The organism is Alteribacillus iranensis, assembly GCF_900113025.1.
Taxonomy (GTDB): domain Bacteria; phylum Bacillota; class Bacilli; order Bacillales; family Marinococcaceae; genus Alteribacillus_A; species Alteribacillus_A iranensis.
In genome coordinates, this window is sequence record NZ_FONT01000002.1 from 349,099 (window position 1) to 361,607 (window position 12,509).

Genomic DNA, 12,509 nt, shown 5'->3' on the forward strand with positions numbered 1-12,509 from the left:
ATTGAGTTGGTTTAACAATTGGCTAGGTTACATGTGGCTAAAATGTCTCATTCTTTGTTGGAATGACGGTGCGAATTGTACGGAAGGTGTCGTCTACCTGCATAGGTATGTGGATGGATAAATGTACGTCTGTATTAGCGAAATTGGGATGGGTATCAGCGATTTGGAGTAGAATATCAGCGAAGTAAAAGGTGTTATCAGCGAAACAAGAGAACTTATCAGAGATTCACCCCTACTAAAAAAGAAAACCGGCTGGTCTTACAGGAGCTGTCCTCCAATCAGCCGGTATGATTCCAAGCGGTCTTCTACAGTCGGTGCGATCGTGTTGATCATTACTTCTTCCGCTTCATACTGTGCTTTGAATTCGAGAAGCTGATCTCTCACTTGTGCGGGATCACCGAGCGCCATGTTGCGCTTCATTTTCTCGAATTTCTTTTCCTCTTCTTCGGTAAGAGGATATTTTTTTGCTTCGTCCACGAAGGGTATGGTTTCTTTTTCTTCCCCTTTGTCTTTTTGCCGCGACCAGACAAAGTTGCAGCGTGCCAGGTCTTCCGCTTTGGATGCTGTTTCTGCACAGAGCGCGGAGACTGTGACGATGACTTGTGGTTTTTGGGGGGAGGCCTGGCGCAGGGTCTGGCCTCTCTTTCTCAGTTGAAACGATTCCCGGTATGTTTGTACCGCTGCCGGGCCGTTGTTGTCACTCATAAATTGGCCGAACGCATAGGCCATGCCGTTTTCCGCGGCGAGCCGGGCGCTTTTTTCACTCGTACCTAAGAGCCATTGTTCTGGGGGAATGTCTGGCACCGGGGCCGCAGATAATGGGTTGGCTCCTTCTTCGGGTCCCATATTGTCTATAAAGCGCAGCAGTTGTTTTACCAAGTCAGGCATTTTATATACTTGTTGCAGATAGTTGTCAGAGAGGGCATTGGTCGCTTCTGCGGATCCGCCGGGTGCCCGTCCGACACCAACGTCGATGCGGTCCGGAAACAATGTCGCAAGGGTGTGGTGTATTTCTGCCACTTTGTATGGCTTGTAATGCGGAAGCAGCACGGCTCCTGTCCCGAGCCGGATCGATTCGGTCTGTGCACCGATGTAGCTGAGCATCACTTCAGGTGCAGAACTGGCGAGCCCTGCTAAATCGTGGTGTTCGGTCATCCAGAAACGAGTATACCCGAGCCGTTCTCCTAGCTGTGCGAGGGTGACGGATGCTTCTAATGCTTCTTGCGGTGTCTGTCCTGCCATGATCGGTGATTGATCGAGTATGCTCAGCTTCATCGTCATTGCCTCCCTTTTCTTGCTTTCTTCTCTGTCGTCATTGGTGTCGTTCGTGGGGGGTAGGTTGTTCTCGTTACCATGCCTGGCTTTTTGCTGTGATCACGGGCACGAACGTCATTCATTAAAGACGTTGATTACGTTTTTTCTTCTTTCAAGGGCATCATCTATTCTTGTTCATGCCCTTGCTTCTCGTTTTTCTTCTTCCTATGTCGCTAAGACTGTGCCTGGAGAGAAGTTCGTTCCCTTCCTTTTCTTTTTCCTACTTTCAAGGGCACCAACCGAACCCGTTATTTACTTTGAGTTTGCTTTTTCTCTTTTCAAGGTCATCATCCACTCTTATTCATGCCCTTGCTTTTCATTTTTCTTCTTCCTACGTCGCTAAGACTGTGCCTGGAGAGAAGTTCGTTCCCTTCCTTTTCTTTTTCCTACTTTCAAGGGCACCAACCGAACCCGTTATTTACTTTGAGTTTGCTTTTTCTCTTTTCAAGGTCATCATCCACTCTTATTCATGCCCTTGCTTTTCATTTTTCTTCTTCCTACGTCGCTAAGATAGCTCCTAGAGAAAAGTTCGTTCCCTTCCTCTTCTTTTTCCTGCCTTCTAGGGCACCAACCGAACCCGTTATTTACCTTGAGTTTGCTTTTTCTTCTTTCAAGGGCATTATCCATATCCATTCTTATTCATGCCCTTGCTTCTCGTTTTTCTTCTTCCTATGTCGCTAACACAGCTCCTAGAGAGAAAATAGTTCCCTTCCTCTTCTTTCTCTTACTTTCAAGGGCACCTACCGCTACCATTAGTAACCTTGATTTCCCCTTCTCTTCTATCAAGGGTACAATCCATGGTCCGCTCTACTCTCGCGGCAGCTTAAATGATGGCGTGAGATTAGCGTAGTCGCCGGCGAGACGGGCGAGCGGCTTCCAGTTTTCTATGTCGGTTTTGTAGTTGCCGAGGTAGGCATCGTCGTCAATGCGGGCCCGTTGTACTTGGCCGAGGACGAGATGGTCGGTGCCGACTTCGATGATGCGGTCGAGCTTGCATTCAAATGCGATGGGTGATTCTTTCACAGCCGGCACGTCGATCGTGACTGATGGCTCGGGAGTAAGTCCGGCGCTTTCAAATTCGTTCACTTCCGGTGCGACATGGAGTGAGCTTTCATGCATCGGGTTTGCCAGTTTGTCTGGTACGATGTTAATCACATATTCTTCGACGTCGCGGATGTTCGTGAGGGTGTCTTTGATGGTACCTTTCCGTTCGCCTACCCCCGGTCCGATGGAGACAAGCAAGGTTGGCGGCTTGCGGGAAGCGACGGTGAAAAAGCTGAAAGGCGCCAAGTTGAGCACTCCTTCTTTGGACTTCGATGAGATCCAGGCAATCGGGCGTGGCACCACGGACCCGATCATTAACTTGTACATGTCTTGCGTGCGCAGATCTTCTGGATTAAAAATGTGAGCATGTTCGTTAGGCATGTTCGGTAGCTCCTTCCTTTTTCAGTGTGAAATGAATGCGTAAATATAACATAGCGGTAAGAATGAGAATGACTGCAAGAATATACCAGCCGAGAGTGAACGAACCGGTCATATCAACGATAAATCCGAATAGCGGCGGCCCGATCACCATTCCCCAGGACCCGACGCTGAGGCTGAAACCGCTCGATAATCCTGCTTGCTTCGGTGGGACAATTTCGGTCGCTGCGTTCATCCACAGGCCGTTAAATCCCGAACACCCGAGGCCGAAAAAGAAAATGACAATGGCGAGAAACAAGAACGGGACTCCCGGCTTAAACAGTGCGATACAAACGGCAGCTATAGAAGAAATCAAAGCCGTCATCATGAGAATAATCATACGATTGCCGTTAAACAGCCGGTCGCTGATCATTCCCCAACCGATGCGGCCGATCGAACCGCCAACTTCCGCAATAACGAGCAAAGCCGCCGCGAGCGCAATCGAAATCCCAAGCACTTGATTGGCATAAATAATGACGTATGTATTTAGCGATGTCTGGGCGATTGTTAACCCGATAGCTCCACTGCTTAACGCCAGCAAGGTGCGATTTTTCGTCATCTTTAGAAATGCTTTTCCGGTTTCTTTTTTCTCTCCCTTTTTTGTTTTCTTGAATCCTGGTCCGTCTTGGAAGCGGAGAAAACTTACTAATCCTATCGCTACGAGCAGAAGAGAAGCTCCGAAAACGACGGGACGCCAGCCAAATGAAGCGGCGAGCGGAACGAGTATAATAGCGGCAAGCGCCGAACCCGCGGTCACGCCCATTTGTTTTATTCCCATTGCTGTCCCCCGGCTCCTCGTTTCAAACCAATGCAAGATACCGAGATTCGATGTGGGATGCATCGATCCATAGCCGATTCCGCCAATGACTAAAATAAGAAGCAGCAAAATAAAACTCGACGTCATGGTTGCGACAATAAAACTCAAGCCGAGACAGAGGGAAAGCTGCAACAGTAGTGCTCTCGATCCGATCCGATCGACGAGGAGACCCGACGGAATCGATGCTGCAATTTGTCCGAGAAACAAAGCTGCCGGCAACATTCCGATTTGCGTGTTTGTGAGCGACAAACTGCTCCCGATAAACACGCCAAGTGGCGCAATGCTTCGTCCGACGAAGGCGACCATCACCTGTGTCACCAACAGCCACCCGAGCATCTGCCACGGGTTGAATTTCTTAATAGCTCCTGTCTTTTCCGGAGGCGCCGAAACGTTTTCCTCGTATGGCGAATCTTTCATCTTTACCAAACCTTCTTTGTCGACAATTCTAGATCCATTCTATACCAATTGAATTCGTTTTGCATCAGTCGTCACTCCGTCTATTTTTTAGTATAATAAGATTACACATTTTTTTCTGACTTTTCCATCATGATTTTTCTTTATTCCTTGTGTTGACGAGATTCTCTCCTTCAAAGACCGAAAGAGGTGACATTATATTGTATGCCGATTACTTTTTTAATAAATCGATTATTGTACGAACAAACATAAGCGACGTGAACCAAGAGACGGATGATGCCCAGCTCGTTGTCCAAGATGAGAAGCTCACGCATGTTTATGTACCCCAAACCGCTCGCTCTCTAACCAGATGGGAAGTGGTAACGCCACAAACATTTTCGGTTGCAACAATCGATTTCGAGGCAACGGATGTGTATATACTGCAAACAAACGGCCGTTATACAGGCTGGCTGGATGAGGAGCAGTTCACACGGAAAATAAAGAAAGAGTATCAAGAGCTGTTTCGTGTCCTGCAGTCTCCACCTCTGACTTCCGCTGATTTACAGAAACAACAGGCCACTATGCCTCTCTTTTCCTTACTAGAGAGAGTGTTTGAGGAAAGCTCGAATTTAGCTCTCGATTTGCGGGCTGTATTTGAGTCAAGCTTCGACGTCATTTATGTGGCCGATCAAGACGGTAATACGCTGCGAGTCAGCTCTGCCGCCAAAGAGCTCTGGGGCATCGAGGCGGAATCACTCGTTGGAGAAAATGTATATGAGTTAGAGCGACAAGGTATTTATTCCCCGTCCATCACGAGACTCGTCTTGGAGAGTCAAAAGCCGGTTCGTTCGTTGCAAAAAACAAAAACGGGCCGGACCCTTACTGTCGTTGGTACTCCGATTAAAGACGATGACGGCCACATCGTTCGCGTCGTAAACACTTCTCGTGATATTACCGCGGAGTCCCGTTTAGAGGAAGAAGTCGGCGAGCTTCGTTCTACCCTCGATGGCTACCGTAAACAGTTAAAGCAAGCAAAAATTACGAGAGATCAAGAAAGCCACATCATCTATAAAAGCAGTCAAATGGAAGCCGTCTTCACCCTTGCTTCGACGGTGGCAGACGCTGATTCGACGGTTCTTTTGTCCGGAGAATCCGGTGTCGGAAAAGAAGTCGTAGCCACGTACATTCATGATCACAGTAAACGAGCGGACCAGCCTTTTATTAAAATTAATTGCGGAGCGATCCCGGATCAGCTGCTTGAATCAGAATTGTTTGGTCATGAGAAAGGTGCTTATACCGGAGCTTCCAGCAAGAAAAAAGGGATGTTTCAACTCGCCGACCGCGGGACGTTATTTTTAGATGAAATTGGTGAGTTACCTTTGGCTCTCCAAGTGAAGCTGTTGCGAGCTCTTCAAGACCAGGAGATTTATCCATTAGGGTCCGACCAGTCCGTGAAAGTGGACGTGCGTATTCTCGCCGCCACGAATAAAAATTTAGAAGAAGAAATGAAACATGGGCGTTTCCGGCAAGATCTCTACTACCGCCTTCATGTCGTGCCTCTTCTGATTCCTCCCCTTCGCGAGCGGCCGGAAGATATCATTCCGCTCTGCATGCATTTTAAAAATTATTATAACGAGAAATATGAAAAAGACATTAAGTTTGATACAGATTTGTTAGAAGCTTTCGAGCGCCATGCTTGGCCGGGGAACGTCCGGGAGCTTCAAAATGTCACAGAGCGTCTCATCGTTACGTCTCTTACTAACGTGCTTACCCTTGCTGATGTGCCACCCGGTCTGTTTGGTCACAATCAAGACGGTCCTATCCACGGTGATGTTCATCTTTCTTCCATTCTTCCTTTAAAAGAAGCGACAGAAAAAGTGGAAAAGATGTTGCTCGAGCGGGCGGCTAAGGAGTATCCAAATATGTATGACATGGCCGAAAAACTCGGTGTGAATCAATCAACCATCAGCCGGAAGCTGAAAAAATATCGTATTACTCTCTAATGTTCATGCATTTAAGCATGACTCATGCCTTTTTGCATGAATACCAATCTGCTGTTTTTCTACTCATTTTGTCTTATTTTACAGTATTTTGAAATGCACATTTGCATCCGAGTGATTTTTGTTTCACATGAAACTTCTCTGTGTCGCGATTTAAAATTTTGGCACAATTATTGCAATATTTTATAGTACAAGTGCCACAGAGGAGGTGAGACTATGAGAAAACAGCAAATGACCGTCGCCGCTGTGCAAATGAACTGCGACTTAGAAAATTGGGAAGCCAACACGAAAAAAGCGGGACGGTTGATTGAAGAAGCGGTCAAGCAAGGAGCCGAGTTTATCGTCCTTCCAGAGTTGTTCAATACCGGCTACCGCGTGGAAGAAAACGACAGCATCCTCGCTGAATCCATTCCCGGGAAAACATCGCACTGGATGACTGATATCGCCCAAGAACACAGCATCACTCTCGTTGCCTGTTATATGGAAAAAAGTGAGGACAAGGTATATGACGTTGCTGTTGCTGCTGATGAGACAGGTGTGATTGGCCGTTACCGCAAAACGTATTTATGGGACAGAGAAAAAGAACGTTTTTCTTTTGGACATTCGGATTTAGAGCCATTTAACATCGATGGTGACGTTCAAGTCGGTCTGCAAATCTGTTATGAAGTCGGTTTTCCGGAACCGTCACGTCTTCTTACCTTAAACGGGGCAGATATTATCGTCTACCCTTCTGCATTTGGAAAAGCGCGCAGTCATGTGTGGGATATCGCTACTCGTGCCCGTGCGATTGAAAACGGCATTTTCGTCATTGCCGCCAATCGGACAGGTACAGAAAAGTCGGAAACGGTCTTTGGCGGCAAATCCCGCATCGTTTCTCCGAGTGGAGACGTACTTCAAGAAGCAACTAGAGAAGACGACGTCATTGTCGCAACCATTAATTTGGCTGACGTCGATAAGCAACGCCGCCGCATTCCTTACTTAGAGGATTTAGATACGCGTTTGTATAATGAGACGCGGCTCGTTGCGAAGGAAAGGAGGGAAAACTGATGACGTTTTGGATTATCGCTAGTTTTCTATTATTTGTTGTTATTTTAATTTGTTCATTCGGCACGTATTTCAACTTATACGGCACCAAAGACAAAGAGTAATCTTCAAGAGGGGGAAGAGAGATGAATATACCTTGGGGTAATGTTTTTATTATTTTGCTATTAGGGGCTGCTTTTATCATTTCGAGCTGGTTTATTTCCCGGAAGCTGTCGTCGGTCGATGATTATATTAGCGGCCGCGGTAAGCTCGGAGTGGCGTTCGGAACGACGTCTCTGTTAGCATTCTGGATTACAGGAAACACCATTATGGCCGGCCCGGAAGCGGCTTACGTAGACGGCGTGTTAGGTGCGCTCGGATACGGTATTATGGCCGGTGTCGCTGTGTTTGCGTTTGCACCGCTCGCCCGCCGGATACATCAAGTGCTTCCAAATGGGCGTACGGTCGGGGATTTGTTTAAAAACCGTTTTGACCGCAAAAATTACATTTTATTTTTAATTATGGCGTTTGTATGGGTATTTGGCTTCTTAATGACACAAGGTATCGGCGGAGGACTTCTGCTTGAGCAAATATTTAGTGTACCTTATGAGTTAGCTGTTATTCTTACCTTTCTTATCGTTATCATTTATTCCACGATGGGTGGTTTTTCATCCGTTACGGGGATTGCATTCTTCCAAGTTATGCTGATATTAGTCGTCGTCATCGTCGTACCGCCTATTGTTTACTTTACAGTTGGCGCGACTCCTGTTTACGAAGGCATGATGCAAGTGAATCCTGATTCGTTGAATTTACTGAACCAGCCAGGATTGTTATTCCTGTTTGCCGCTCCTGCGATGTTTATCGGGGAAGTGTTCATGGATAATACGTTTTGGCAAAGAGCTTATGCTGTACGTCGCGACAAAATTATGGGAATCTTCAGCTTAGCGGGAATCGGTTGGATTTTCGTACCACTTGCTGTTGCATCTCTCGCGTTCGTTGCGATAAGTACCCAGCAGGCTCCTGATCAAGTCAACCAAGTTGCTCCTTACATTGCTGAAATCTACGGCGGCCAGTTCGCGAAATGGGCTTTCTTAGTTGGTGTGTGGGCGGCGCTTGCGTCAACGATTGCTGCTTTAATTAACGCTCTTGTGTCTCTTATTTATAATGATGTGTATTTGAAAATCAAACCGAACACAGAAGGAAAGAACCAAATCAAAGTCGTTCGTATGATGACGCTCGTGATCGGGGTCGTTGCCCTTCTCTTCAGTCTGCCACAGCTTACATCGATGCTGCAGATGCTGTTGTTCTTAGGTGTTGTGAACGCTGCCTTTATTTTCCCAATCACGTTTGGCTTGTTTTGGAAAAAGCTCAATGTGAATGTCACGTTCACCGCATCCGTTGTCGCGATTGCAGTCGGCTACGTCGTTTACTTCACAATCGGCGACTTGCAAGGCATTGTGACGAGCGGCTGGCTCTCGTTCCTCATTTGCTGGATCGGAAGCTTACTGATGCCCGCCAACTTTAACTGGAAAACACTGAAAGATGCAGGAAAAGAAGAGGAGGTTTCATAATGTATATATCATTAGGATTATTTCAAATCCTCGTTTGGGGAAGCATTGCCATTTCTGCGATCTTGATGATTACCGTTTTCGGTTACTTTGTCTATGAACTAAAACAAAAAAGCATTTGGTAAACAGAAAAGCGAAAGCACCTTGCTTAGCTGCGACAGGTTCCGACGTACAGGAGGTACTAGCACCGCCGTTTCCACAGGACGTGGAGTACTTAGGCGGTGATCCTTCGAATATGCCAGGCCATCCTGATGGCCGGAGGGGAAGGCGATTATAGATGATCGGCTAAATTCGTCCTGTCCTAGGACAACGCCGATCTGACCCACGTCGTGTGGGCCTCCGAGCAGCTAGGCGCTGAAGCTGGACATCATGAAAAGCGGAAGGCGCCTGCCTATCGGCGACAACAAGCGCCTGTGTATGTCCCAAAATTGGCGGGCGTGAATTCCGAAAAGTATAAACAAATTTTTCATAAGGGGGAAATGAATTATGTTGGAAGTCGCTTGTATACAGTTTGACCCGCGCGTCGGAGACAAAACGTACAACGTTGAACATTCGCTGAAGTTGATTGGTGAAGCAGCAAGCCAAGGTGCGAAACTGATCGTTCTTCCAGAGCTGTGTAATTCGGGTTATGTGTTTAACGACCGCGAAGAAGCATACTCCTTGTCCGAACCCATTCCAGAAGGAGATACGACACAAGCGTGGACGGAAGCTGCCCGCAAACATGATGTGTACATTGCGGCGGGGATTAATGAAAGAGACAACGACAAGTTATACAATTCCGTCGTTCTCACCGGCCCGCAAGGTTACATTGGAACGTACCGGAAAGTTCACTTATGGAACAAAGAAAAGCTCTTTTTTGAACCGGGCGACGCCAAAAATCCTGTCTTCCATACACCGGTCGGGCGCATCGGCATTTTAAACTGCTATGACGTCTGGTTCCCAGAATCATTCCGTACTTGCGCCTTAAACGGTGCTGAAATTGTCGCTGTCCCGACAAACTGGGTCCCGATGCCCGAACAGAAAAAGGAAGATCTCCCGATGGCCGTTCACTTATGCATGGCTAACGCTCATTCCAATGGTGTGTTTGTTGCTGCCGCGGACCGGATCGGAACAGAAAGAGGACAATCATTTCTCGGACATAGTGTCATTATTGAACCTAGCGGCCGGCCGATATCAGGACCTGCATCTCAGGATCAAGAAGAAATCGTGTATGGTTCCTGTGATTTAAGCAAGGCCACACTATCCCGGACGGTAAGTGAGCGCAACCACGTGCTTCACGACCGTCGCGAAGAGCTGTACGAACTATAAGGAGAGGCGGAGCCTGAGCGCTTCGCCTTTTGTTTGAAAGGGGAAAAACGAATGGAACGATGGACGATCCGACAATTGTTACAAGGATACCGGCAAAAAGAATTCTCCCCCGTAGAAATTACATCTGCCTTTCTTGATCGTATCGAACAAATGAATAAAGATTATAACGCTTTTCTTACCGTGACAGCCGATCACGCGTTGCATCAAGCGGGTATCGCCGAACAGAAATATGTAGCCGGCGGGTATATCGGTGCATTGGAAGGCATTCCTCTCTCCATCAAAGATCTGATAGCTACGAAAGGAATTCGGACGACGAGTGGGTCATCGATCTACACCGAACACGTCCCAACGAAAAATGCAGCTGTGGTGGATCTTCTAGAACGGGAAGGTGCCGTCTCCCTCGGCAAAACGAACTTGGATGAATTTGCACTCGGCACGACAGGAGAAAATCCTTTCTTTGGAACGATACGAAATCCATGGAACGACAAATACTCAGTCGGCGGTTCAAGCGGTGGTTCGTCGGTAGCGGCCCTCTCTCACTTAGGTCTAGGCTCGATCGGGACAGATACCGGCGGTTCGATTCGCATGCCTTCTGCTTTAACCGGGACATTTGGTTTGAAACCGACTTATGGTTCTGTTTCAACATCTGGCGTGACAGCCATTGCTTGGTCCCTCGACCATATCGGTCCGATAGCAAACAATGCGAGCGATCTGATTTCTCTCACAGAGGCCTTGTTAGGAAAAAGCTATCAAATCGAAGAAGCGGAAAACGATTTGCGCGGAGTCCGCATCGGGGTGCCTTTGACGTATTTTAATGAACAAGCAGAAGATGAAGTGCTTGCCCTCTATCAGCACGCGCTCCACCAAATGGAAGCGGCAGGAGCGAGATTAGTAGAGGTGGCTCTTCCCTTATCGAAGCGTGACGTGGACCGCGTCTTTGTGATCGAAAAAGCAGAAGGAGCCTACGTGCACCGCGACGACATGGAACACTCTCTGTCCCAATATAGTGATAACGTGAAAGAATTTTTAACGTCCAGTCTCTCGATTTCTTCTTTCATGTACATTGAGGCGTTGAAGCGTAGAGAAGAAATTCGGGAAGCGGTGAACACAGCTTTGCGTGATGTCGATGTGCTCGCAACTCCAACTCTTCCAATGACATCCGTCAAGCTCGGTACCACCGAAGTGGAAATCGGCGAAAAAGAGAGCATTTTCGAAGCAATGATCCGCTACACGTCTATTTTTAACATGTCTGGTCATCCAGCCCTGTCCATGCCAGGAGGACTCAACAGCTCCGGTTTGCCGTTCGGGTTGCAGCTCGTCGGCCGTTATCACGAAGAGCGCCGCCTTTTACAAGCAGCTGCCGCTTTTGAAAAGGAGTATTTACAAGACTTTCATAAGAAAAGAGAATCACTGATTACCGTATGAATAAGAAAACCCGGACGGCTTCTACTCCGTCCGGTTTATCCCATAATTTGTTTCCCTTCTTGTGCCAAGGCGAAATGTACACCATGCTTTAAATTAGCAAAACAGTCAACGCGCTCCAAGTCAAAATCAGAATGAGCGAGTTGCATGCTGAGCTTTGGTGAGATCCCTACTAAAATTGGTTTGATTCCTAAGAGAGTGGTTGCTTGGATGAGACGGTTAATGAGTGTAATCGCAAACTCATCAATGTTTTCGTCGATACCTGTTAAATCAAGAATTAAATATCTCGCGCCATACTCCGGAATTCTGTACATAATCTGATCCAGCATGTCTTCTGCTCTTTCCCGGTCGTATTTTCCGAGCATCGGCACGACGACAACATTTTCCAAGACGGGAATAATCGGAGAAGAAATATCTCGCACCAGATTTTCTAGTTCCGCTGTTCGGTCGCTGACGAGAGCTTCCAGCTTTTCTATTTCTTCTTGTTCGCGTCGGCGTGAGAAGGTATGAATGTTTTCTACTGGCGATTCATTGGTGGGATAAAAGAGAAACTCGTCATACTCATCCCCTTCCACCTGGCTCTTCTCTTTGTAGTACCCCATCTCCGTTTCATACAGAGACGTTAATAATCCAGCCCAGTGGCCCGGAATAAATGAGCCAATCTTTTTCTTTCCTTGTGCTTTATTGATTTTGTATTCCCATGTATTTGTAAAGCGGATCGTAAATGATTTATTCTCTTCGCAGGCCTCTACAATGTCCACGGTCCCCCAACCTGCAGACGCGTAAATCGATGGCAGATAGTCAAGCACCCTTCCACCTTTTTCTGCCTTGAAAAAGTCTACGACGATTTTCCCCATCCGGTACCCAGCTGTTTCCATAACGACGCTCGCTGCGTCATCTCCTGATACTTCCTCGATCGTGTCGATGAATGACTTCAACGCCGTCTCCACCCAAAAGAGGACAACTTCTTCTCCTTCTAATTGATAGCTTCCTTGCTTTAAATCCCACGTATAGTGTCCGTGCCCGACGTCTATTTCAAATTCCTGCAATCCTTGAGCCCGCTTTGCCACTTTACATTCCCCCATTGCTTATAGAGTACTATCTCGTTGTACCTCTTCCCACCGAGCCAAGCATCAGAAAAGTGACATGTTGCAGCTTCTCTGGAAGAGAACCTATTTTTATTCATTGTACATCATTTGGTAC

General features: G+C 47.2%; 11 protein-coding genes. 6 read left to right on the forward strand and 5 right to left on the reverse strand.

Going from position 1 to position 12,509, the window contains the following annotated elements; all coding sequences use genetic code 11:
- Positions 1-258 precede the first annotated feature (258 nt).
- From BM095_RS05660 to BM095_RS05675, 4 genes are all read right to left on the reverse strand, one after another.
- The gene (locus tag BM095_RS05660) at positions 259-1,275 is read right to left on the reverse strand and encodes an LLM class flavin-dependent oxidoreductase (RefSeq protein WP_091658714.1); all 1,017 of its coding nucleotides are present in this window, start codon (positions 1,273-1,275) and stop codon (positions 259-261) included.
- 492 nt (positions 1,276-1,767) lie between these two features.
- Positions 1,768-1,947 (reverse strand): hypothetical protein, encoded by a 180-nt coding sequence (locus BM095_RS05665; RefSeq protein ID WP_091658717.1) that lies wholly within the window; start codon positions 1,945-1,947, stop codon positions 1,768-1,770.
- A gap of 174 nt (positions 1,948-2,121) precedes the next feature.
- Positions 2,122-2,739, reverse strand: a complete 618-nt coding sequence (locus tag BM095_RS05670) for a flavin reductase family protein (protein ID WP_091658720.1) — start codon at positions 2,737-2,739, stop codon at positions 2,122-2,124.
- Positions 2,732-4,009, reverse strand: coding sequence for an MFS transporter (locus BM095_RS05675; RefSeq protein ID WP_091658725.1), 1,278 nt, complete (start codon positions 4,007-4,009; stop codon positions 2,732-2,734). Before BM095_RS05675 ends, BM095_RS05670 begins: the two co-directional genes overlap by 8 nt.
- Positions 4,010-4,206: 197 nt before the next feature.
- On the opposite strand from BM095_RS05675, the gene BM095_RS05680 reads away from it, so the two are divergent.
- From BM095_RS05680 to BM095_RS05700, 6 genes are all read left to right on the forward strand, one after another.
- Positions 4,207-5,988: a sigma-54 interaction domain-containing protein gene (locus BM095_RS05680; RefSeq protein WP_091658728.1), complete on the forward strand. Its 1,782-nt coding sequence runs from the start codon at positions 4,207-4,209 to the stop codon at positions 5,986-5,988.
- A gap of 213 nt (positions 5,989-6,201) precedes the next feature.
- On the forward strand, positions 6,202-7,032 hold the full coding sequence (locus BM095_RS05685) for a carbon-nitrogen hydrolase family protein (RefSeq protein ID WP_091658731.1): 831 nt from the start codon (positions 6,202-6,204) through the stop codon (positions 7,030-7,032).
- Positions 7,033-7,154: 122 nt separating this feature from the next.
- On the forward strand, positions 7,155-8,579 hold the full coding sequence (locus BM095_RS05690; protein ID WP_091658733.1) for a sodium:solute symporter family transporter: 1,425 nt from the start codon (positions 7,155-7,157) through the stop codon (positions 8,577-8,579).
- Positions 8,579-8,701 carry a hypothetical protein gene (locus tag BM095_RS16850; RefSeq protein WP_281243868.1) on the forward strand — a complete coding sequence of 41 codons (123 nt, stop codon included), beginning with the start codon at positions 8,579-8,581 and terminating at the stop codon, positions 8,699-8,701. Before BM095_RS05690 ends, BM095_RS16850 begins: the two co-directional genes overlap by 1 nt.
- A 361-nt stretch (positions 8,702-9,062) precedes the next feature.
- Positions 9,063-9,884 carry a nitrilase family protein gene (locus BM095_RS05695; protein ID WP_091658736.1) on the forward strand — a complete coding sequence of 274 codons (822 nt, stop codon included), beginning with the start codon at positions 9,063-9,065 and terminating at the stop codon, positions 9,882-9,884.
- Between the two features lie 51 nt (positions 9,885-9,935).
- Positions 9,936-11,309: an amidase gene (locus BM095_RS05700; protein ID WP_091658739.1), complete on the forward strand. Its 1,374-nt coding sequence runs from the start codon at positions 9,936-9,938 to the stop codon at positions 11,307-11,309.
- A gap of 35 nt (positions 11,310-11,344) precedes the next feature.
- Here BM095_RS05700 and BM095_RS05705 read toward each other — a convergent pair whose 3' ends face one another.
- Positions 11,345-12,376: an STAS domain-containing protein gene (locus BM095_RS05705; RefSeq protein ID WP_091658741.1), complete on the reverse strand. Its 1,032-nt coding sequence runs from the start codon at positions 12,374-12,376 to the stop codon at positions 11,345-11,347.
- Positions 12,377-12,509: the final 133 nt, after the last annotated feature.